The sequence below is a fragment of the Mucilaginibacter sp. UR6-1 genome (assembly GCF_020880975.1).
In the GTDB taxonomy this organism is placed as follows: Bacteria; Bacteroidota; Bacteroidia; order Sphingobacteriales; family Sphingobacteriaceae; genus Mucilaginibacter.
The window spans coordinates 195,547-218,695 of record NZ_JAJIWP010000003.1 but is presented as its reverse complement, the minus strand read 5'-3'; the positions used below and the strand labels follow the sequence as shown (position 1 = coordinate 218,695).

The window sequence follows — 23,149 nt, the reverse complement described above, 5'->3', positions numbered from 1 at the left end:
CAAACCTCCCCTTTTTGCATGTAAAACGACTAAAAAGCATCGAAAAATGATAATTTAATACTATACCATTGTAGTGCTGTCTGTTAAATTTGTTACATACAATTAATAAACCCAGTTCTCTAATCAAATTACTGTCACATGAAAAGAAATTTACTGTTTTTCAGAAACAGTGGGTATCTCAGGCTGTTCCTGTCTGTGTTACTTGCTGCTTTTACCTTTTTAAACGCTTCTGCGCAAAGCAAGCGTGTTACAGGTGTTGTTTCTGACAATGCAGGCCCAATACCGGGGGCAAGCGTGCGCGTAAAGGGCAGCACCACGGGTACCACAACTACCCCAACCGGTACTTACAGCCTTAACGTGCCAGATGGCGCGGTACTGGTAGTAACTTATGTAGGTTACGCCACACAGGAAATACCCGTAGGCGACCGTACTACCGTAAACATTACCCTGCAATCAAACAGCCAGGCGCTGCAGGAAATTGTGGTTGTAGGTTACGGCACCACCCAGCGTAAGGACCTCACCGGTTCGGTAAGCTCAGTTAGTGCCGACCAGGTGGCCAAAGTACCCGTTACCCAGCTTGACCAGGCCCTGCAAGGCCGCGCGGCAGGTGTGCAGGTAACCAATAATGATGGTGCACCGGGTGCAGGCGTAAGCGTGCAGATACGCGGTGTGGGTAGCTTAGGCAGCAACGATCCGCTGTATGTTGTTGATGGATACCCCATTACAGGTGGCCTAAACAACATTAACCCGAATGACATTGCCTCAATGGACATATTAAAGGATGCATCGGCAACCGCTATATATGGTGTACGTGCGGCTAATGGTGTAGTTATTATTACTACTAAAAAAGGCCGTAAGGATGGTGTTCAGGTTTCTTTAGACATGAATGGTTCCATACAAAGCGAACCTAAAAAATATAAAGTATTGAATGCCGAACAATGGGCAACCCTTGCTAATGAAACACCTATAGATAAGCTGCCTGAATGGAGCAACCCATCAGCATTAACTAATGTTAACTGGCAAGATGCCGTATACCGCACAGGTTCAAGGCAAAATTATAACTTGGCCATACGCGGTGGCAATGAAAAGGTACAAACCGCTTTTTCAGCCGGTTACTTTGACCAAAAAGGTGTTGTATTGGGATCATTCTTTAAAAGGATCAACCTGGGTTTGAATCTTGATTACAATGTAAATAAATGGCTAAAAGCCAATGCAAGTGCTAAGTATTCAAGGCAAAATAATGCTAATCCATTTGGAACTGGCAGTTTGTTACAGCTTGCAGCCCTTATACCAACAATAGGTGCTAACAGTGCCACCAAAGAGGCCTCGGATGGTAAAGGCAACTATGGTTTTTATAACCCGATAAACATTTACACCAAAAGCTGGAACAACCCTGTTTATTTTATAGAATCATTAGATACTAAAAATCAAACCAACTATTTTTTAAGCACTACCTCGCTTGAAGCAACAATAATTGAAGGTTTAAAAGTAAAAACCAACCTGGGTATCAATGCCTCTGATTATTCGGGATATTATTTTACCCCTGCCGATTTACGTACGCAGGAACAATATGGTGTAGCGAGTAATAATAACCTGAGTACCTACTCACAAAGTGCCAATAATACTTACGAGTGGCTATGGGAAAATACAATATCATATAATAAAACCTTTGGCAAACACACTTTAGACCTTTTAGCTGGTGTTTCTGAACAAAAAAACAACTTCAGAACCATTGGCGGTAATGGCAATAATTTACCAAGTAATTCCATTCGTGATTTAAGCCAGGTACAAAATCTGGTAGCATTTGGTAATCAAACTGTTTATACGCTGGCATCTCAGTTTGGTCGGTTAAGCTATAAATACGATGATAAATACTTATTAACCGCTACGGTTCGTCGCGATGGTTCATCAAGGTTTTATCAAGGCAATCAATATGGCGTGTTTCCTTCGGCATCTATTGCGTGGCGAGCTAAGCAGGAAGATTTTTTAAAGGATGTAAACTTCGTATCTGATCTGAAATTACGCGCTGGTTATGGCGAAGTAGGTAACCAGTCAAACATTCCATTATTCCAGTACCTTGCGCGTTACGGCTCAGGCGGTCCGGCGGCATCAGGCACCAACGTTGGTTATCCTTTTGGTGGCAATTACCAAACCGGCCTTGCTTACCTGAACCTTGATAACAGAGATCTTACCTGGGAAACGTCACGCCAAACCAATATTGGTTTAGATATGGCTTTTCTGAACAATGATTTAACCCTTACTGTTGACTGGTACCGTAAGGACTCCAAAGACTTTTTATTGAAGGTGCCAATTGCCTCACAATCCGGCGTTACTACGCAGGCCCAAAATGCAGGCAGTATACGTAACCAAGGCTTTGAAATTGCACTGAACTACCGCAAAAAAGTTTCTCAGGATTTTAATTATGGCGTAGGTTTAAACCTTACCACAGTAAATAATGAATTATTAAGCATTAACAAAAGAATAAACTCGCTTACCAACCTGGTTGTGTTAAACTCAGCTTCGGCAAACGGATGGAACCAGTTTAGCCGTACCTACATTGGTCAGCCTGTTGGTGAGTTTTATGGTTATGAAAGCCTTGGCATATTCCAAACTCAAGCTGAAATAGATGCATTGAATGCCGGTGCACCTGACGGCCATTATCAAGGTAATGATACTCAGCCAACTCAACCCGGCGACAGAAAATTCAAAGATATCAATGGCGACGGACAGATCACGGCTGATGACCGTACCAGCTTAGGCAGCCCGATCCCTAAATTTTATGGCGGCTTTAACCTTGACCTTAATTATAAAGCTTTTGACTTTAATGCTTTCTTTTACGGCAGCTATGGCAACAAAATATTTAACTATTCAGCCCGTAACCTGGAGAGCTTTCAGGCAGCCGGATTTGTGGGTGTGCAAAACGTAAGCCAGGAGTATGCTGAAAACCGCTGGACACCTACTAATCCTTCAAACCGCTATGCAAGGTTGAACTATAATGATGATATCAGCGCTAACAATGTACCATCGAGCGTATATGTTGAAAACGGTAGTTACCTGCGTTTGCGCAACGTAACTTTAGGATATACCTTACCGGGTGAAATTGCTAAAAAATTAGCATTGAGCAAAGTACGGATATCACTTTCAGCACAAAACCTATTCACAATCACAAAATACTCTGGCTTAGATCCTGAAATTGGCCAGCCAACCGGTAATGATGCTAATGATGCTACTGCTACTGCAGCAGGCCCAACCGCTGCTGGTATTGATGTAGGCACGTATCCCCTGTCAAGATATTACACCCTTGGCTTAAGTGTAACATTTTAAGTAAGGCCTTAAAAAATATAATAATGAAGATTAAAAAATATTTATATGTACTGACAGTCGGACTGGTAGTACTGCTCCCTTTAAGTTGCCAAAAAGGGTTTTTGGATCAAAGAGACACTGCCAATGGCACTGAACAAGCTTATTTTGATAAACCAGCGGACGGCATAGCGCTGGTAAATGCAATTTATGACACTTACCAGAATGCTGACTTACTAAAAAAATCGCTTTGGTATTATGCCAACTTTCAAACCCACGACTTTTTTAACTGGGGTAATGATCGCTTTTATAATACCTATTCAATACCTGCTACGTTTGGCGCTATACAGGTATTTTGGCAACGTGCTTATATTGGCATAGCCCGTGCCAACTCGGCCTTACCTATCATCGCCAAAATGAAGGATAACGGCATTTTAACTGAAGCGCTTGCTAACCGTTTAACCGGCGAGATTTACTTTTTACGCGGCATGACGTATTATTACCTGGCCTCAAGCTTTGGTGGCGTACCCCTTGAATTAACTACCGGCGCTAATGACGGCCTTAAACCACGTAGCAGCCAGGATGAGGTATTTGCACAGGTTGAATCAGACCTTAAGCTTGCGGTTGACCTACTACCATGGAAAGAGCAATATGAAGCGGGAGACTTGGGTCGTGCAACAAAAGGCGCTGCTTTAGGTTACTTGGGAGCTGCCCAAATGTGGCTTAAAAAATATACTGAGGCTTTAGCCAGCTATAACCAACTTGATGGTAAATACACCCTGCTGCCCAAATTTATTGATGTACACGAAGCTGATAAAGAAAACAATGACGAATCAATATTTGAAGTTCAATTTATACCTGCAGGTACCCAAAGCTGGGGTGCCGGTAACGAGGTTGCTTGGATAGGCTCATTCGGAATGCCCGAGGAGGTATCAAACTTTGGTTATGATTATGCCAATAAGGGTTTATATGACGGTTTTCAGGCAGGCGATCTACGCAAGATAGCAACTGTAATAGGTCCTGGTGATGAAAATCCGAGCCCTGGTATTATTGCAAAGGGAGGAATAAAATCATATCCATTAGTAATTGCTGGTTTTAACAGAAAAGATAATAATGGCAATCCTAATCCTGACCCTAAATATGTAGGTGCTGACGGCAAAATCATCAATACCTGCGGTACCGTTGCCCGCCCTTGGATAGGGTCGGACGCTACACAGTTACGCAGTGGTTATTACAATGAAAAAATGTGGCGCGACCCTACCCTTACCGGTAACTCTGGCGATGGTATCATCTTCGGCGCACAAAACCAAATATTACTTCGTTTTGGTGAAGTACTATTAAGTAAAGCCGAATGCCAGATACGTACCGGTGACGTAGCCGGCGGCCTGGCAACCTTAAAACTGGTTCGTGACCGTGCTTTCGGTGGCAGCGCCCCTGCAACTTTCATCAGCGAGGGTAAAACCATCACTGATCCGTTGCAGATGATATATCATGAATATCGTCATGAACTTTCAGGTGAGTATTCAACCTTTTACAACCTGCGCAGGGCTGGTGTAGCAACTTCCTTTATACAGGAGGTGTATAACATAGCCATCCCTACAGGCCGTGAGTTATACCCAGTCCCGCAATATGAGATCGGCTTAAATCCTAACCTGACGCAAAATCCGGGTTATTAATAGCCTGACACCTTATTATCAAAAGGCCTCTCTCCACAAAAGAGGGGCCTTTTTGGCTTAATAACCACTTGCTTATTTAAAAATACCTTTTAAATTTGGAAAGGTAGCCGCCAGGTAGCCTACCCTAATTATAAACGTACATGATTAAACTTTACCCTTCGCTGTTAGCGGTTTTACTGCTTGTGCTTTGTGCCTGTCAAAAGCAACATCCGCTGTTTGAGGATATGCCCTCATCGCACACCGGAATCAATTTTCGTAACGACATCACCGAAACTGATTCTATCAACCCGCTGGATGTAGTGAACGTATACAACGGCGGCGGCGTTGGCATTGGCGATTTTAATAATGATGGGCTGCCCGATATTTACTTTACCGGCAACATGGTATCCAACAAGCTATACCTCAACCGCGGCAACCTTAAGTTTGATGATGTTACTAAAACCGCTAATGTTGCCGGCATGGGGCATTGGGGGCGCGGCGTAGCCGTTATCGACATTAATAACGATGGCTGGCTTGATCTGTATGTTTGTAACTCCATTTTGGCCAACCCTAAAATGCGTACTAATCTGCTTTACATAAATCAGGGTAAAAGCGCTGACGGCATACCCCGTTTTAAGGAGATGGGCAAGGAATATGGCCTGAATATGAGCGAGCAATCGGCCATGGCAAGTTTTTTTGATTACGATAATGATGGCGACCTGGATATGTACCTCACCGTAAACAACGCCACCGCCACCTATAACCCCAGCATTTTTGGCAAAGGCTTTTACCAACCCGACCGAAAATCAGGCCGCTTGTACCGTAACGATCAGGATGCCGCACTTAAGCACCCGGTTTTTACAGATATAACCATTGAGGCCGGTATAACCCGCGATGGTTACGGGCATGGCGCATCTACCGTTGATATTAATAACGATGGCTGGAAGGACATTTACGTTTCTAACGATTTTATATCGAGCAATATCCTGTTCATCAACAATCACGACGGTACTTTTACCGACCGCTCGATGGAGTATTTTAAGCATACCGCTTACAACGCCATGGGACAGGATGTGATAGACATTAACAACGATGGCCTGCCAGATGTAATAGAACTTGACATGAACCCCGAGGATAACTTCCGTAAAAAAATGATGCTTGGGGCCAACATGTATCAAACTTATCAGAATTTTGATAATTACACCACGCAATACCAATATGTGCGTAACACCCTGCAGCTAAACCAGGGACCGAGAATGGTGAATGGTAAGCCGGGCGCGCCCGCATTTGCCGAGATTGGTTTTTTAAGCGGCATATCGCAAACCGACTGGAGCTGGACACCCCTTGTAGCCGATTATAATAATGACGGCTACCGCGATGTGATCATCACCAATGGCTTTCCTAAGGATGTATCAGACCATGATTTTATGGCCTATCGACAGCGCGCTTATTCCGTGGCCTCAAAAAAGGAAATACTGGCGCAAATACCGCAGATCAAACTACATAATTACGCTTACCTCAATAACGGCGACCTTACTTTTCAGGATGTAAGCAAGGATTGGGGCTTCGAGGTAAAAAACTTTTCGAGCGGCGGTGTTTATGCTGATCTGGATGATGATGGCGATTTGGATGTGGTAATAAACAATATTAATGACGAAGCATCGGTATATCGTAACACCTCGAGGGATGATAAAGAAAAGCTAACCAATCAGCATTACCTGAAGATCAGCTTTGCAGGCGATAAGTTTAATATAAACGGTTTGGGTGCAACGGCTGAGATATATTACGATCACGGTAAAACACAGGTTTACGAAAATACGCCTTACCGTGGCTATGTATCAAGCCTTGAAGGTAGCGCGCACTTCGGGTTGGGTAAAACCCAAAAGCTTGATTCGGTTATTATTAAATGGCCGGGCATCAACAAATATCAAAAACTGGTTAATGTTAAAGCTGACAGCAAACTAACTGTAAAACAAGCTGATGCTAAACAAAGCTTTACCTGGGGCTACAAACAAACCGCGCAACCACTGTTTAACGAGGTTACCGATTCACTGGGCATTAAATACACCAATCAGGATATGGATTTTATCGATTTCAATATCCAGAAACTATTACCTCATAAGTTTTCGGAGTATAGTCCGGCACTGGCGGTTGGTGATGTTGATGGTAATGGTGTTGATGATATGGTGATCGGTGGCAGCCTGTATAACCCGGCGCAGGTGCTTTTGCAGCAAGCTAACGGCAAATTTATACAGCGTGCGTTTACCAAACCTGCGGTTGATGTTAAAAGCAATTACAAAGATGAAGGTTTGTTATTATTTGATGCCGACGGCGATGGCGACCTTGACCTGTACGCCAGCAGCGGCGGCTATCACGAAGGGCCGGAAAGTGCCGCCTACCAGGACAGGTTTTACCTGAACGATGGCAAAGGTAACTTTACTTTAGCTGATAATGCTTTGCCTGCGAATACCGCCAGCAAACTATGCGTTCGCGCATGCGATTATAACCTGGATGGTAAGCCTGATCTGTTTGTTTCCGGCCGTGTATCGCCATGGAATTACCCTAAGCCTGTATCGAGCTTTATTTTAAGGAACGACAGCCAAAACGGGCAGGTTAAGTTTACGGATGTTACTAAAAAGGTAGCCCCTGCCCTGCTCAACATCGGCATGGTGTGCGACGCACTTTTCTCCGACTTTAATAACGACAACAAACCCGACCTGATATTGGCCGGAGAATTTATGCCGGTAACTTTTTTGGCTAACAAAGGCGGCAAGTTTGAAAATGTAACTGCATCATCGGGCATTGAAAATAGAACCGGCTGGTGGAATACTATTGTAGCAGGCGATTTCAGGCACACAGGCCGTATGGACTACATTGTGGGTAACGGCGGAACCAACACCATTTACCAGGCCAGCGAAAAATACCCGGTATCCGTTATCGCAAAAGATTTTGATAAGAACGGCAGTTTCGGGGTAATACCATCTATCTACTTCCCTGACTCGAATGGTATAAAGCGGGAATATCCCGCCGTTGGGCGCGATGACCTGCTCAAACAAAATATCAGCTTTAAAAAACGGTACACCAATTACCGCTCGTTCGCTACCGCTACCATGGATGAATTACTTACACCCGAACAGCGTGAAGGTGCCATAAAGCTTAGCGCCAACACCATGCAATCATGCTATCTGCGTAATGATGGTGGCGGCAAATTTACTATCATTCCGCTACCGCAAATGGCGCAAATATCGGTACTAAACGGTATGGTGGCTGATGATTTTGACGGTGATGGCAACCTTGATGTAGCTATTAACGGTAATGATTACGGTACAGAGGTATCAACCGGGCGATATGACGCGCTGAACGGCTTATTGCTAAAAGGTGATGGCAAAGGTAACTTTAAACCACTTTCAATAATGGAAAGTGGTATATACCTGCCGGGCAATGGCAAGGCACTTGCCAAGCTGCAAAACAGTAAGGGCGGCTATTTAATGGCAGCCACACAGCACCGGGGCAAGCTACAGGTATTGCAGTTAAACAAATCCACCCGTAATATTGGCATAAAGGCTGATGATATGAACGCGAAGATCAGCTACCGTAATGGCAAATCGCAAAAGCAAGAATTTTATTATGGCTCATCATTCCTGTCGCAGTCGGGCAGGTTTTTAACACTGGGCAAAAATGTATCAGCCGTTACTGTAACCAATAACAAAGGTCAAAGCCGGAGCATCGCCCTAAAATAACATTCTATGAAGATCAGTAAAACCTTTACTATTTTATTAATTGCCGCTACTTGCCTATATGCCTGCCAGCAGGATAAAAAGGCAGCCACCATTAAAATTATTGATGCCGACGTAATCCATCAAAATGAAGATAAACTGACGCAGTTAATAATCTACGATGTGTTTACGCCGCCTGTGGCCAGTCGTATTTACGCTTATGCCTCTTTAGCCTCGTATGAAGCGATACGTTATGCACAACCGGACTATCTGTCGCTTACGGCGCAGTTACAAGGTTTTGCCCCTATGCCCAAGCCCGAAGGAGGCAAAAAATATAATTTCACCCTGGCTGCAACACAGGCATTTTTTAGCGTAGCCCGCAAGGTTACCTTTTCTGTCGATTCGCTAAAGGGGTATGAAGATGGCTTGCACGAGCGTTTTAAGAGTACCATGGATGATTCAACCTATGCCCGCTCGATTGCCTTTGGCGATACGGTGGCTAAGGTGATCATTAAACGTTTGGTAAAAGATAATTACCTGCAAACGCGTGGCAAGCCCAAATTTTTGGGCAGCCAGTTACCTGGCAAATGGCACCCTACCCCACCCGATTACCTTGACGGCGTAGAATATTGCTGGGGAACGATGAAAACCTTTGTGCTTGATTCATCAGACCGGGTAAGCATCCCCCCGCCGCCGCCGTATAGTGAGGATAAGAACAGCGCCTATTTTAAACAGAATGTAGAGGTATACCAAACCAGCAAAAGGCTGACCGATGAACAAAAAGATATTGCCCGCTACTGGGACGATAATCCCTTTGTGCTTGAACATGCCGGGCACATGACCTTTGCTAACAAAAAGATAACTCCCGGAGGGCACTGGATAGGCATTACTGCCATTGCCTGCAAAAAAAACAAGGCCGATGCGGTAAAAACAGCGCAAGCGTACGCACTTACATCCATCGGCATGTACGATGCTTTCATTTGCTGCTGGAATACCAAGTATGAAACCAATTATGTACGCCCGGTTACGGTGATTAATGATAAAATTGATGCCGAGTGGACACCACGCCTGCAAACCCCGCCCTTCCCGGAATATCCGAGCGGGCATAGCACCATTACCCGCGCGGCAGCGGTTATGCTTACACACCTGTTTGGCGATAACTTTGCCTTTCAGGATACCAGCGACCTGCGCTACATCGGCATGAAACGTGATTTCAAATCATTTGTTCAGGCGGCAGACGAAGCCTCGATCAGTCGTTTTTATGGCGGGATACATTATAAGAATAGTGTTGACCAAGGCGCCCTCCAAGGCAAAAAGGTGAGTGAGTACATCATCTCGAAATTGAAACTGAAGAAATAACCAACCTGCATCCAGGCATAAAAAAACTCCCTTACCAAATGGCAAGGGAGTTTTTTTATTATCAGGATTTCGATTATCCTAAAAACGGATAGCGGTAATCCTTCGGCGAATCAAAGGTTTCCTTAATGGTGCGTGGAGATACCCAACGCAGCAAGTTGATCATTGAACCGGCCTTATCATTAGTGCCTGAACCGCGGGCACCGCCAAATGGCTGCTGGCCAACTACGGCACCGGTTGGTTTATCGTTAATATAAAAGTTACCGGCAGCGTTACGCAGGCGTTGTGTTGCCTGTGCAATGGCATACCTGTCTTGCGATATAATTGAACCTGTAAGCGCGTAAATAGATGTTTTGTCGAGGATATCCATGGTTTCCTCAAACTTATCGTCCTCGTATACATAAACGGTAAGTACCGGACCGAACAACTCCTCGCACATGGTTACATAATGCGGATCGTTTACACGGATTACGGTAGGCTCAACAAACCAGCCTTTTGATTTATCATGACCGCCACCGGCAATCAGCTCAACACTTTCGTCGGCCTTGGCGGCATCAATGTATCTGGCAAGCTTATCAAATGATGCTTCGGTGATCACCGCGTTTACAAAGTTGCTGAAATCCTCAACCGGGCCCATTTTGATAGAGGCCAGATCGCGCTGCACATTTTCTTTAACCGCCGGCCATGATGAAGCCGGGATGTAAGCACGTGAAGCGGCTGAACATTTTTGACCCTGGTACTCGAACGCGCCACGTACCAGGGCGGTGCTTACTACCTCAGCATTAGCGCTTGGGTGGGCAAGCACAAAATCCTTACCACCGGTTTCGCCAACTATGCGCGGGTAGGTTTTGTATTTATGGATGTTGGTACCAATAGTTTGCCAGATATTCTGGAATACGCCGGTTGAACCGGTAAAGTGTATACCCGCAAAATCAGGGTGATTAAAGATAATCTCACCGGCAACAGGGCCATCAACATAAATAAGGTTGACAACACCTGCAGGCAGGCCGGCTTCAATAAATATCTGCATGATAACGTTAGCCGCGAAAATTTGCGGATAGGCAGGTTTCCAAACTACTACGTTACCCATCATGGCGGCACTTGCAGGCAGATTACCGGCAATGGCGGTAAAGTTAAATGGCGTTAAGGCGAACACAAAACCCTCAAGCGGGCGTTGCTCAACCCTGTTCCAGATACCTTTTGGCGATACCGGCGGTTGCTGGCCGTATATCTCCGTCATGTACTCTACGTTAAAGCGCAAAAAGTCGGCAAACTCGCAGGCGGCATCAATTTCGGCCTGGTAGGCGTTTTTTGATTGCCCCAGCATAGTAGCGGCATTAATTTTAGCACGGTACGGGCCAGAGATCAGATCGGCAGCTTTTAAAAATATGGCGGCACGTTGCTCCCAGGCCAGGTTTTCCCAATCGGCTTTGGCGGCCAGGGCGGCATCAATAGCGGCTGTTACATGGCTCGCGTCACCTTCGTGAAACGTAGCCAGCAGGTGCTGATGATCATGCGGCGGGCGCAGTTCAAGAGTTTTACCGGTGCGTACTTCCTGGGCACCAATGTACATGGGTATGTCGGCCACAACAGCGCGTGCCTCTTTAAGCGCAGCTTCTAACGAAGCACGCTCAGCACTGCCCGGAGCGTAATTTAATACAGGCTCGTTCTGCGGCTTAGGGACGTTGAAAAATCCTTTAAGCATAATTTTATGTGAGTCAAATTAATATGTGGCAAAGATACGGGTTAATGTGCAGATGTGGTAACGGGTGGGTGGCTGTAATGTAAAAATGTGTTAGTATAATAGAGCAGGTAACCATCACCCAATTGTTAAAAACGTTAAATAACAAACCAATGTGGCTTAAACAGGTTATATTTAGCAGGTAACTACTTATAACTATGAAACTGCACTACCTTGCCCTCACCTTTATATTTTCTATTGCCTTTATGGCAGCAAATGCCCAAAAATTAAAAGGCACCGTTTACGAGGGCAGCGGCAGCACCCGTATACCCGATGTTTTTGTGCACGACCTCACCAACAAGCAAATGACGCTTACTGACAAGAACGGTAATTTTGAAATATCGGCAGCATCGGGGCATTTGGTGGTTTTCAGCGCGCCTACTTACGCGCCTGATACGGTTTATGTTACTGATATGGCTAATAAAAAGATCAGGCTTAACCCGCAGGGCATACGCCTTAGTACAGTTAATATATCGGGCACCCGTAAAGCATTTGATCCGCAGGCCGAGTACCCGGAGGTTTACGAAAAAAGCAAGGTATATCCGCTATCGCCATCAAGCTGGTTCAGCCGCGAAGGCCGCAATGCACGCCGCTTGAAAAAATACTTTAAACGCGAGGTGCAGGAGCGCGAGATAGACCAGGCCTTTAATGCCAGAACTGTTACCAGTGTAATACCCCTTAAAGGCGAAGATCTGGAAAATTTCATGACCCTGTATCGCCCTAAATATGATGACATAAAAAGCGGCGATCAGCAATCGCTTACCGTTTATATTAACGATGCCTATAAAAAATACCAGGCATTACCGCCCGAAAAACGCCGCCCCCAACGTTTACAGGAGTAAGCCCCGTTAAATATTACACCGATTATAAAATCAATAGATTGGTATAACGTTTTACCTGAAATTCAATGTCATACTTCAGCATTTTAATGCACTTATTGTAGCCTGCACACTATGAAGTAACCCCTAAAAGTTGCACATTTGCGCTTTGCCTTTTGTAACTGATGGACTACTTTATAATAGATTTTGACAGCACCTTTACCCAGGTGGAAGCCCTTGACGAACTTGCCCGCATATCGCTTAAATCGCACCCGGACAGGGAGAGCATTTATGAGCAGATAGAAGGGTTGACCAACCTGGCCATGGAAGGCAAGCTATCATTCAGCGAGAGCTTACAGCGCCGTGTACAGTTGCTACAGGCTAACCGGGATCATCTCAAACTGCTGGTAAGCCATCTTAAAAAGAAGGTTTCCCGCTCATTCTCACGCAATACCGCGTTCTTTAAAAATCATTCGGATGGTGTGTTGATCGTATCAGGCGGGTTTAAGGAATTCATCACACCGGTGGTTACCGAATATCATATTAAAAAGGAAAATATTTACGCCAACACCTTTGTGTTTGATGATGAAGGCAACATCATTGGTTACGACAGGGAGAACCCCCTATCTAAAGAAGGCGGCAAGGTGATATTGCTTAAACAGCTAAACCTTCCCGGCGATATTTTTGGTATTGGCGATGGTTATTCTGATTTCCAATTAAAGGAGTCAGGCCTGATCAAAAAATTTTTTGCCTTTACGGAGAACATCGAACGTAAATCGGTAGCCGAAAAGGCCGACCATATTACACCAAGCTTTGATGAGTTTTTGTACATCAATAAGCTACCTCGTGCCATATCATACCCTAAAAACCGCATTAAGTGCCTGGTAGTGGGTAATGTTGATGAAGAGGCGCTGGCTCAACTGAAAAGGGAGGGCTATAACATCCGCCATAAGGATACTATTGAGGATAGCTACCTGCATGAGGCCGGTGTATTGCTTTGCAGCGAGACAACCCAACCTACGCCGGAGCAATTGCAAAACGCAGGCAGACTAAAGGTGATCGGTATATTTGGTAAGATACAAAGCCGCAAGCTGGCCGAAGTAGCCTGTGAATATGGCATCATTGTTTTTGACGACCCGAAGCATAACCCGCGCAATGACGACTTTATCCCGAAAAGGGTGATCGCGTTTATGAATGAGGGTAAAACGCATACCAGTTGCAACTTTCCCGACTTGCAGCCACCACGCGTAAACAATGCCCACAGGTTGATACACATCCACAAAAACGTACCGGGCATACTGGCCAAAATAAACGATGTATTCGCACGCCACAACATTAACATTGTAGGCGAGTTTTTGGTGACTAACGCACAGATAGGTTATGTTATAACCGACGTTAACACCGGCTACGATCCGCAGGTATTAAATGAGCTTAAAGCCATTGAGCAGACTATAAAATTCAGGTTGCTTTATTAAGGTCATCGGGGATTGGTCATTAGGCATTAGGCAATTGTCATTGGTCATTGGGCAATTGTCATTAGTCATTGGGCATTATGGAATATCCAAACCAATGACTAATGACAGCAACGCAACCATGACCAATGACAACAAAGCGAAATGACTAATGACAGCAATAGCTAATTACCCTTCCACAAACGGCACTACCAATACCGGTACAGTAGCACGGCGAACTACACCTTCAGATACGTCGCCCATCAGCAGGCGGTCGAGGCCGGAGCGTTTATGGGTGCCGATCACGATAAGGTCTGCATGAAATTCTTTGGCACATTGCAGTATGCCATCGGCTGTTGAGCCGTATTCGCTAAAATAAGTTACCTGCAAATCAGCAGCCAGCTCATTAACGGTACGCTGTATCAGTTTTTCGGAGTTATCAGATTGTGAAGTAATCAGATCAATTTCCTCCGGTCCGCCAACGTTAGCCAAGGGTACGCCCAGCAAATTGTCCGACGTATCCATAGGCGTAACAACAGGTTCAATAATATTTACCACCCCAACGGCAGCGTCAAATTTTCGGGCGATATCAAAACCATACTTAGCCGCGTGTTCGGCGTACTTACTGTCATCAATTCCGATGATTACTTTTTTGATCTGCATGATTTCCTGTGTTAATCATCTTATAACAGCTAATAATAGCAAATGTGTTTTTGGTGATGCAAATATTAGCCGCCAGTTTTTGTACCGATCAATTTTTGCGCGCCATATATGCCCGAAGGGCCGCTGAAGTAATAAGCAACAAAACAGGCCACGGCAAACAGCAGCGCATGCTCACTGCCAAACAACTCAATACCCATAAGGGTGCAGGCCAGCGGGGTATTAGTAGCCCCGGCAAAAACAGCGATAAAGCCCAGCGCGGCAAACAGGCTTACCGGCGCATCCAGCAAGGAAGCCAGGGTATTGCCCAGCGTAGCGCCTATATAAAACAGCGGCGTAACCTCACCCCCTTTAAAACCCGTACCCAGGGTAATGCAGGTGTATATCAGCTTCCAAAGCCAGCTTAACACATCAGCCCCGCCCTGGTGAAAGGCGGATACAATGGTTACCGCACCGGGGTATTCGGCATCAACACCAAGACTCAAATAATCAGGTTTGCCTAACAGCAGCGTAAGCGCTATAATAATTGCGCCACCGCAGGCAGGTATCAGCCAGCTTTTTTTTATGCCTTTTACAGCGATAGTTTTTACCTGGTGCACGGCGAATGAGAACAGATAAGCAACGAGCCCAAAGCATACAGCGGCTACCACCACCTTGAGCAATAGCAGTAAATCAAGGTGAATGTTATATCCGTAAAATTGCTGCTTGGCAGTAATAACATCTATATGATATTGGGTATGATGCAAGCCCCAGGCTAATACAGTCAGATCACCAAACATACCCGCGATAAGGCAGGGCAGCAGGGCATTATACCTGATCCGGCCGATAGTTAACACCTCCAGCGCGAAAACCGCCCCGGTTAACGGCGTACCGAAAACCGCTCCGAACCCTGCCGCAATGCCGGTTGTTAATATTACTTGCCTGTCGGCATTATCCAGCTTAAACCAACCGGCAAACAAGTTAGCTACGCTTCCGCCTATTTGCACGGCTGTACCTTCGCGACCGGCCGAGCCACCAAATAAATGCGTTATTACCGTGGTAAGTAAAATAAGCGGAGCCATACGTTTGGGTACGCCTGCACCGGGCTGATGGATCTCGTCAATAACCAGGTTATTGCCTCTTTCGGCAGATGCGCCATACATCTTATACAAAAAATGGATAGCCACACCCGCCAACGGCAACAGGTACAGCAGCCAGGTATGCGCAAAGCGGTAATGTATGGCCAGGTTTAAAAGCCACAAAAATAACGCCACCATGGAGCCTATAGCCACCGAAACCGGTATGGTGATCAACGACCAGCGCAAAACATATTTAAGGGTTGAAAGGTGCCCGGAGAAAAGATTTTTAAACATAACCTACTTGCAAATAAATGAATAAAACTTATTTGTTGGTAGGCGTCATCAGCTTATTAAAAGCGGTTCAAATAGGCAGAACACCATTGCCTTTGTTGTACAATACAAATATGTGCTAAAAAACATCAATCTGCAACTGTATTATCTTCAAACCCCAAAAATATAACCACCGGTGGTTATATTTTTGGGGTTTATACGTTAAAGCTAAAAACAACATCTATATTAAAAAAATGCAAACAAATAATACAGCTAAGTTTTTTGTGATGATCGCCATTGCGTTACTCACAATTTCAATTAATAACAGAGCCGCTGCGCAGCAACAACAAATGGTAAGATTAGCTAAAGTACAGGTAGATCCTGCTCAGCTTAAACAATACAGTGCTGCCCTTAACGAGCAAATGGCCACTGCCATTAAAGTTGAACCCGGAGTAATTAGTTATTATGCCGTTGCCGATAAAAAACGCCCATCGAGCATTACCATATTGGAGGTTTACGCTGATACCGCCGCCTATAAGTTGCATATTAAAACCCCGCATTTTAAAAAATATAAAAAAACTGTTGAGCACATGGTAAAATCGCTTGAGCTTGTTGATGTGAATGTTGTAGCAATAGCAAAAAAACCGGGCATGTAAACACTGCTCTGCATACTTTTTATAATTTTGAGGCATGATCTCTCCCGAAATAGAAAAGCGGCTTGCCCAACTCCAGGAAAAGTACGAGGCCATGGGCCAGGACATGACATCCTATCTTGACGGCCTGCTGTATGCCGATTTTTTAACGTATTGGGATTATATACATCTGGATACATTATTGAGCCTGCAAAGCCCGAAAACGCCGTTTCCGGACGAGGAGATCTTCATCATGTACCACCAGATAACGGAACTGTATTTTAAACTCTCGTTACATGAGTGCAGGCAGATCAGCGAAAAGGGAACGGAATTAACCACTGAATTCTTTACCGCACGGCTAAGGCGCATTAACAATTACTTTGAGGCGCTAACCCATTCATTCATTATTATGGTTGATGGCATGGAGAAGGAGCAATTCCTGAAATTCAGGATGTCGCTGCTGCCTGCAAGTGGTTTTCAGTCGGGCCAGTACCGCATGATCGAGATCTACGCCACCAACTTTATTAACCTGGTAGCAAAAGATAAACGCGAACAACTTGCCCATGCACCGTTTGAAGAGCAATTTGAATACATATACTGGAAGTTTGGCGCTACCGAGCTGGCTACCGGCAAAAAAACGCTTACGCTTAAACAGTTTGAAAAAAAGTACGCTAAAACCTTCATCGAACTGGCACAAAATACAGCTACCACCAACTTTTATACCCTTGCCCTGCAACTACAGCAAAAAGGTGAATTAACTGATGCACTGAAGCATGAGCTGCATCGTTTTGATGTGAATGTGAATATCAACTGGCCGCTGTCGCACTATAAATCTGCCGTGCGTTACCTGCACCGCGAGCCGGAGGAGATCAGCGCTACCGGCGGCACCAACTGGCAAAAATACCTGCCTCCGCGTTTTCAAAAACGCATCTTCTTCCCCTCGTTATGGACGGATGAGGAAAAGGACAACTGGGGCAAAGCCTGGGTGGAGCATGCCTTGCGGGGCGAGTAATTATTGCTTTCGCATAAGTACCTTTATTGTATTTATTTTATCCGGTGTGTTGGGATCAAGCTTTACATCGGGTAAAATTCCAATATTATCAATTGGATGTTCAGGCAATCTTTTTGAACGGCTTATGGGTATTACGAGGTTCAGATCCTTACAAGGAATATCAAAGTACTGAGTATTTGCATAATCTAAAGTTCCGGCTGAATTCTCTCCGTACACCTTTACTTTTTTACTTTGTTTTGCAATGATCAGAAATGACTCAGCCGAACTTGCTGTGTTCCTGTCAATAAGCACAGCCACTTTAGATGGATACTTGTGCACCGTATCAAGTTTTATCTCGAAGTTTTCTTTACCCGACGGATTCACAAAACCATCTGGGTTCGCTTTCATCAGGCCGATCAGGTTATTAATTAAGGACTTTGCTTCTTTAGAAAGATCATCGTCTTTCAGGTTTTCCTCCAGTACCTCGATATTACCCTTAGATGAGCGATATTCATCAGGCTTAATTTGAATCGGGTTGGTGTATAGATAGGGCAATACCGCACTAAAAGCATAATCAGTACCGCCATCATTACCTCGCAGGTCAATAATCCAGTTAGGTATTTCCTTTAATTGCTTACTGTAAGCCTGAATTACGCTATCAATATTCTTTTTCTCATCCCATACAAAACTTGGCAGCCTGATAAGTAATGTATTGGAGTCTGGTTTGCTGATATTGGTTTTGCTGCCGGGCTTATCATTATTATCAGCCTTTACTACCGGTTTTGCAAATCGCCCGGCTAATTTCTTTGCTTCTTCCGGGTGTTTCTTTCTGTATTGCCAATCAAGCTGAACCCTGAGGTGATTATCTTTAAAGTAATTGGTCCAGGTTCTTAAAATAACAAAGCACGAATCAGTGTTGTTTAAACCGGCTGCCCGCTTGCGCAGCGATTTGGTGAACAATTCAAACTCTTTACGATTATTGTTTTTGACCTTATCGTTGAACCCGGCATAATCAGATTTGACATGCTTAACAGTATAGTCAAAGTTCAGGCCACAGTCGCAATCCTGTGCTACCAACGTTATTGGCAGTAATCCTATTAAAATGGTGAAAAGTATTTTCATTAATTTATATATCGTATAGAGCGGCTAAAACTAAATTAGGTTTAATATATAATTTATAAACCGTTACTGCTGATTTGTTATTACCCTGACAATGATTTGACCTTTGTTTCCGCTTAAAAAGAATAAAATTCATAACTTGCATACCGGAATAAATTTTTACAGCCATGACTGAGACTTTGGATATACAGATCACCAAAACAACGCAGCCGCGTTTGCAGGAAACTGATTTTGACAACCTGCCCTTCGGAAAAACATTCTCTGACCACATGCTGATGGTGGATTATGCCGATGGCGAATGGAAGAATTTTCAGATCATTCCTTACGGTGAGATTTCGCTGAGTCCGGCAATTTCAGCTTTACACTACGGCCAGGCATTTTTTGAGGGCATTAAGGCCTACAAACACGAGGATGGCAAAGTGGTTATCTTTCGCCCCGAAAAAAACGCGGAACGCTTTAACCGTTCGGCCGAGCGCCTTTGTATGCCAACTATCCCCGAGGATGTTTTTGTACAAAGCATTGCCGCACTGGTTGATATTGACCGCGGCTGGATACCTACCAAGGCTAACCACGCGCTTTACATACGTCCGTTTATGTTCGCTACCGACCCTTACCTGGGCGTACAGGCATCAACAACCTATAAATACATGGTGTTAACCGGCCCGGTTGGTCCGTATTTTTCAAAACCGTTAAGGGTTAAAATAGAATCGCACTATACACGTGCCGCGCAAGGCGGTATGGGCTTTGCCAAGGCTGCCGGCAACTACGCCAGCTCCATGATGCCAGCTAAAAAAGCGGTTGAAGAAGGCTTTGACCAGATCATCTGGACTGATGGCAGCAATCATGAGTATATTGAAGAAATGGGCGCGGCCAATGCCATGTTTATTTTAGATGGTAAACTGATAACCCCAAGCACCGGAGATACCATACTTAAAGGTGTTACCCGCGATACGGTTATTAAACTGGCCCAGGCATGGGGCATCCCGGTTGAGGAGCGTAAAGTAGCCGTTGCCGAAATTATTGAAGCAGCCAAAGCAGGCAAACTTACTGATGCCTTTGGTGCCGGTACAGCAGCTACCATTGCCCCTGTTGGTTCCATCAACTATAATGGTGAGGAATTTACACTTAGCGATCCGGCAACACGCGAGTTCTCTCAAAAGGTATTGAAAACACTGGATGATATACGCTATGGCCGTGCCGAAGATACTTACGGCTGGAACTACATAGTTTAAAACCCTACAGCTACATATAAAAAGCAAAGGGCCTGAACAATGTTCAGGCCCTTTGCTTTTTATTATCTTTTATTTATTCAACAGTAACGGTAAGGCCTTCCTGCTGTAATATTTTGCGGTATATCTCCATCTCGGTGAACGAGCCTTCCAACACAGCGCATTTACCTTCGTTATGCACTTTCACCGCTATTTTTTCGGCCTGCGCCTCTGAGTAATCAAGGTACTTCATCATGCAATAGATCACGTGTTCAAAGGTGTTCACATCATCGTTCCACAAAATAAGGCGGTGCATTTCTTTAAGTCCGGCCAGTAGCTCTTCAAGCGTAAACGTTTGTTCCTGTACTTCTGTTGGCATAGTGGCCGCAAATTTACTCAAAAAATAGCAAACCACATGCCTTATTGCACTTTATAGCGATAAACCTGCCTGCCAATATGGCCCGCGTCGTCAATCCCTTCAACCACTACGCGGTAAGATCCTTTGCCGTCGGCATTAAAATAGCTTACCTCGGCTGGCGTTTTACCATCGCAATAAATATTAGGGTTCCAATATATGGTGCTGCGCATATCAGCCATATTGGTGTTTTTGTCAGGCACATCATACTTAGGCGAATAAAACGCGCGCGATACATAATACCCCAGCGGTGTATACATTACCACTCCCGGCGGGTTGCCATCATATGATGACTTAAAGCCGCCGTCGCCACGCTTGGTAGTTATTATAATAACACCGTTAGCACCCTGAAAGCCATAAATAGCAGATTTTCCGCCCGAACGCAATACCTCTACCGTTTCTACATCAAACGGGGTAATATTACGTAAAGCGTCATCCCCCTGGGCCATTCCATCAATCAGCACAGTCATTTGTCCGCCACCACGGGTGGTATAGGGTATACCGTTTCTGAACATTACACCCACCAGGCGGCCTTGCAGGCACTGCTCAAGCGTAGAGCATGCCTGAAGATCTTTGGCGGTGATAACCTGATCGGCATTACCGGCACCGTTAAGGTTGGATGAATGCTTAACCACAGGCTCTCTTCGCGAAGTTATCTTTACCTCGTTCAGCAAATTATTGCGGCTTGCTATACCATACTTCACCTTCTCGTTAAAATAAGCGGTACTCTGGCGCAGGTAGCCCATCATATCGCCATCAACATTAACGGCTACATCTGCCCTGTTTTTGCTGATGGTAACACTTTGGCGGGGATCAGCATCCAACTTTACATCAACATAGCGCTTGCCTTTTGGGGTGGTTGCCTGCACCATGAATTTCAGGCTGTCGGTAAATATCAATCCTTTAAATACAAAATGCCCGTTGGCATCGGCCACGGTATCTATCATAAATGGGCGACCTTTATTTGTATTGTTAAACAACATTATTTTAGCACCGGCCACCGGCTTTTTGCTTTGGGTAACCGTACCGGCAATATCAATAGTTTGCTCGGGTTTATATATCATTGGGCCCATGTTGCCTGCCAGTAGTTGCTTCCACTCAAAACGGCGGTAGCCCTGGGTAAGCATCAGCAGGTCAAGGTCGGCACGGGTTTTATCGCTAACGTCATGAAAGTAATAGTTTGGTTTTTCTACGTAACCTTTTAAATCGCTGGTAAGCAATATGCTCGCGAAGATGCTGTTCTCCTCATCTTCATCAACCTTAACCTTTGATTCGTCGATAACCGACATGGAGAGGTTGCTCACCCCCGCGCTATCAGCCGAGAAACGGCCTTCAATACCAAGGCTTACCTTTTCTCGCGTGGCATAGTCCTGCTTTGAAGGGCTGAGCTTAATTTTAAGATCATCAGCCTTTTGTATGAATGCCAAACGCTCGTTAAGCGGCTCGCCCGTGGCGGAGAATAGCGTGAACTGTACAATACCCGAGGTAAGCCTTGTTTTTGGGATCACCGCTGTAAAAGCGGTATCAGCCCCTTTAGGTTTTGCCGCATAACGCACCTTACCGCCAGCCTGGGCGACAAGAATAAGATCCTGAGCGGCTGTACCCGCCGAGGTTATTTTAAACACCAGCACAGCCGGGTTATTGTTATTGATATTCATCACATAGCCCGATGTACGCATGGCAGGCATATCCACATCTTTTACTGATCCATCCGCAAACGTAAGTGATGCCTTGTAAGTTTTACCGGCGGCAGGTGTAAAAGTAAATGCCCCCATGCCCAAATGTTCAGTAGCGAACGAGGCCACAGTATTACCCTGCCCATCCTTTACTACGCCTTTTACCTCTTTGCCCAGCCCATCGGCACCGGTTGCTTTAAAGGCTACCTTTGAGGTAAGACCGTTTACGAGATAGCCACTCTCCGGAAAGAATTGCACATCAACCGTATTTGCCACCGCTTTAAGCGGGATGCTTTTGGTTACTTTTTCCTTATTATCAATACTTATAGTAGTGATTAGGTTGCCGGGCTTAAATGTACCGGGCGCTTTTACATCAAAGCTTATTTTAACATTACCTTCGGCATTAGTAACGCCTTTGCCTTTGGCGATGATCTTACCGTCAGATACTACCCGGTATATTACCTCCCTGTCAGCATAAGGGCTGCCATCAAACTCACGGTAGTTTATGGTTGCGGTTACCTGCTGCTGGCCATTTACCGCAGCATAGCTGTACGTGGTATTGGTAAATACTTTGTTTGACATTGCTTTGCCAATGGTGATGGTTTTATCAAAAAAGTATTCCTCACCGGCGTTGCGCATCCAGTTGGTATAGGCGCGAATACGGTAGCTGCCACTCTCCAGCAAACTGTCTGACAGTATAAAATCGCCCCAGCCGAGGCCGCTGGTAAGTGATATCCTTTCGCGGCGGCGCACGCTGTCGCGGTCGTTAACCAGTTCAACGGTAAGAATGCCGCTTAATGCCGAAAGACGGTGATCTTCGCCAACGGTTACGTATGCTTTATACCATAGCGTATCGCCAACGGCATAATAGGGTTTATCAAAATGGAGGTATACCTTCTCCTGCGGGCGCTGCACAAGCCATTGCTCAAGGCTTTCAACAATTTTCTGCACCGGGTCATCAGCAATAATAAAACCCACAGAAAGCGAGCACGCGGCAAGCAGTGATAAGATAAGCGGTTTAAATTTCATTGGTTTAAATTGTGCGCTTAAATTACACAAAAACCGCATTAACCGCGAGTTAAA

At 45.1% G+C, this 23,149-nt stretch carries 15 protein-coding genes and 1 riboswitch; of the genes, 9 read left to right on the top strand and 6 right to left on the bottom strand.

Going from position 1 to position 23,149, the window contains the following annotated elements; all coding sequences use genetic code 11:
* Nucleotides 1-138: 138 nt before the first annotated feature.
* The 4 genes from LJ707_RS11350 (at nt 139) to LJ707_RS11335 (ending at nt 10,030) form a co-directional block, all read left to right on the top strand.
* Nucleotides 139-3,324 carry a TonB-dependent receptor gene (locus LJ707_RS11350; RefSeq protein WP_228950998.1) on the top strand — a complete coding sequence of 1,062 codons (3,186 nt, stop codon included), beginning with the start codon at nt 139-141 and terminating at the stop codon, nt 3,322-3,324.
* Between the two features lie 23 nt (nt 3,325-3,347).
* Nucleotides 3,348-4,976: a RagB/SusD family nutrient uptake outer membrane protein gene (locus tag LJ707_RS11345; RefSeq protein ID WP_228950997.1), complete on the top strand. Its 1,629-nt coding sequence runs from the start codon at nt 3,348-3,350 to the stop codon at nt 4,974-4,976.
* 140 nt (nt 4,977-5,116) lie between these two features.
* Entirely contained in the window at nt 5,117-8,695 is a 3,579-nt protein-coding gene (locus LJ707_RS11340) for a VCBS repeat-containing protein (protein ID WP_228950996.1), read from the top strand.
* Between the two features lie 6 nt (nt 8,696-8,701).
* On the top strand, nt 8,702-10,030 hold the full coding sequence (locus LJ707_RS11335; protein WP_228950995.1) for a vanadium-dependent haloperoxidase: 1,329 nt from the start codon (nt 8,702-8,704) through the stop codon (nt 10,028-10,030).
* 73 nt (nt 10,031-10,103) lie between these two features.
* Here LJ707_RS11335 and pruA read toward each other — a convergent pair whose 3' ends face one another.
* Nucleotides 10,104-11,732, bottom strand: coding sequence for an L-glutamate gamma-semialdehyde dehydrogenase (pruA, locus tag LJ707_RS11330; protein ID WP_228950993.1), 1,629 nt, complete (start codon nt 11,730-11,732; stop codon nt 10,104-10,106).
* Nucleotides 11,733-11,926: 194 nt separating this feature from the next.
* Between pruA and LJ707_RS11325 the strand changes: the two genes are divergently transcribed.
* Nucleotides 11,927-12,610, top strand: a complete 684-nt coding sequence (locus tag LJ707_RS11325; protein ID WP_228950991.1) for a carboxypeptidase-like regulatory domain-containing protein — start codon at nt 11,927-11,929, stop codon at nt 12,608-12,610.
* A 158-nt stretch (nt 12,611-12,768) separates the two neighbouring features.
* Nucleotides 12,769-14,061 carry an HAD-IB family phosphatase gene (locus LJ707_RS11320; protein WP_228952502.1) on the top strand — a complete coding sequence of 431 codons (1,293 nt, stop codon included), beginning with the start codon at nt 12,769-12,771 and terminating at the stop codon, nt 14,059-14,061.
* Nucleotides 14,062-14,226: 165 nt separating this feature from the next.
* On the opposite strand, the gene LJ707_RS11315 is transcribed toward LJ707_RS11320, so the two are convergent.
* Both LJ707_RS11315 and LJ707_RS11310 read right to left on the bottom strand, forming a co-directional pair.
* On the bottom strand, nt 14,227-14,700 hold the full coding sequence (locus tag LJ707_RS11315) for a universal stress protein (protein ID WP_228950990.1): 474 nt from the start codon (nt 14,698-14,700) through the stop codon (nt 14,227-14,229).
* A 65-nt stretch (nt 14,701-14,765) separates the two neighbouring features.
* Nucleotides 14,766-16,049 (bottom strand): voltage-gated chloride channel family protein, encoded by a 1,284-nt coding sequence (locus LJ707_RS11310; protein ID WP_228950989.1) that lies wholly within the window; start codon nt 16,047-16,049, stop codon nt 14,766-14,768.
* Between the two features lie 32 nt (nt 16,050-16,081).
* Nucleotides 16,082-16,149, bottom strand: a riboswitch (Fluoride riboswitch).
* A gap of 130 nt (nt 16,150-16,279) precedes the next feature.
* Here LJ707_RS11310 and LJ707_RS11305 point away from each other — a divergent pair.
* The gene (locus LJ707_RS11305; protein ID WP_228950985.1) at nt 16,280-16,681 is read left to right on the top strand and encodes a putative quinol monooxygenase; all 402 of its coding nucleotides are present in this window, start codon (nt 16,280-16,282) and stop codon (nt 16,679-16,681) included.
* Between the two features lie 34 nt (nt 16,682-16,715).
* Nucleotides 16,716-17,669 carry a tryptophan 2,3-dioxygenase family protein gene (locus tag LJ707_RS11300; protein ID WP_228950982.1) on the top strand — a complete coding sequence of 318 codons (954 nt, stop codon included), beginning with the start codon at nt 16,716-16,718 and terminating at the stop codon, nt 17,667-17,669.
* Here the strand turns inward: LJ707_RS11300 and LJ707_RS11295 are convergent, their stop codons facing one another.
* Nucleotides 17,670-18,770 carry a S41 family peptidase gene (locus tag LJ707_RS11295; RefSeq protein WP_228950980.1) on the bottom strand — a complete coding sequence of 367 codons (1,101 nt, stop codon included), beginning with the start codon at nt 18,768-18,770 and terminating at the stop codon, nt 17,670-17,672. It lies immediately after the preceding gene.
* 164 nt (nt 18,771-18,934) lie between these two features.
* Between LJ707_RS11295 and LJ707_RS11290 the strand changes: the two genes are divergently transcribed.
* The gene (locus LJ707_RS11290; RefSeq protein ID WP_228950978.1) at nt 18,935-19,999 is read left to right on the top strand and encodes a branched-chain amino acid aminotransferase; all 1,065 of its coding nucleotides are present in this window, start codon (nt 18,935-18,937) and stop codon (nt 19,997-19,999) included.
* A gap of 73 nt (nt 20,000-20,072) precedes the next feature.
* Here the strand turns inward: LJ707_RS11290 and LJ707_RS11285 are convergent, their stop codons facing one another.
* Complete coding sequence (locus tag LJ707_RS11285) at nt 20,073-20,354, bottom strand: ATP-dependent Clp protease adaptor ClpS (protein WP_228950976.1); 282 nt, start codon at nt 20,352-20,354, stop codon at nt 20,073-20,075.
* A 41-nt stretch (nt 20,355-20,395) separates the two neighbouring features.
* Entirely contained in the window at nt 20,396-23,095 is a 2,700-nt protein-coding gene (locus LJ707_RS11280) for a carboxypeptidase-like regulatory domain-containing protein (RefSeq protein ID WP_228950969.1), read from the bottom strand.
* Nucleotides 23,096-23,149 lie beyond the last annotated feature (54 nt).

Bases quoted from the DNA above. Each gene is read 5' to 3' on its own strand.
- LJ707_RS11350 (WP_228950998.1), top strand. From the start codon at position 139: ATGAAAAGAAATTTACTGTTTTTCAGAAACAGTGGGTATCTCAGGCTG.
- LJ707_RS11345 (WP_228950997.1), top strand. From the start codon at position 3,348: ATGAAGATTAAAAAATATTTATATGTACTGACAGTCGGACTGGTAGTA.
- LJ707_RS11340 (WP_228950996.1), top strand. From the start codon at position 5,117: ATGATTAAACTTTACCCTTCGCTGTTAGCGGTTTTACTGCTTGTGCTT.
- LJ707_RS11335 (WP_228950995.1), top strand. From the start codon at position 8,702: ATGAAGATCAGTAAAACCTTTACTATTTTATTAATTGCCGCTACTTGC.
- pruA (WP_228950993.1), bottom strand. From the start codon at position 11,732: ATGCTTAAAGGATTTTTCAACGTCCCTAAGCCGCAGAACGAGCCTGTA.
- LJ707_RS11325 (WP_228950991.1), top strand. From the start codon at position 11,927: ATGAAACTGCACTACCTTGCCCTCACCTTTATATTTTCTATTGCCTTT.
- LJ707_RS11315 (WP_228950990.1), bottom strand. From the start codon at position 14,700: ATGCAGATCAAAAAAGTAATCATCGGAATTGATGACAGTAAGTACGCC.
- LJ707_RS11310 (WP_228950989.1), bottom strand. From the start codon at position 16,049: ATGTTTAAAAATCTTTTCTCCGGGCACCTTTCAACCCTTAAATATGTT.
- LJ707_RS11305 (WP_228950985.1), top strand. From the start codon at position 16,280: ATGCAAACAAATAATACAGCTAAGTTTTTTGTGATGATCGCCATTGCG.
- LJ707_RS11300 (WP_228950982.1), top strand. From the start codon at position 16,716: ATGATCTCTCCCGAAATAGAAAAGCGGCTTGCCCAACTCCAGGAAAAG.
- LJ707_RS11295 (WP_228950980.1), bottom strand. From the start codon at position 18,770: ATGAAAATACTTTTCACCATTTTAATAGGATTACTGCCAATAACGTTG.
- LJ707_RS11290 (WP_228950978.1), top strand. From the start codon at position 18,935: ATGACTGAGACTTTGGATATACAGATCACCAAAACAACGCAGCCGCGT.
- LJ707_RS11285 (WP_228950976.1), bottom strand. From the start codon at position 20,354: ATGCCAACAGAAGTACAGGAACAAACGTTTACGCTTGAAGAGCTACTG.
- LJ707_RS11280 (WP_228950969.1), bottom strand. From the start codon at position 23,095: ATGAAATTTAAACCGCTTATCTTATCACTGCTTGCCGCGTGCTCGCTT.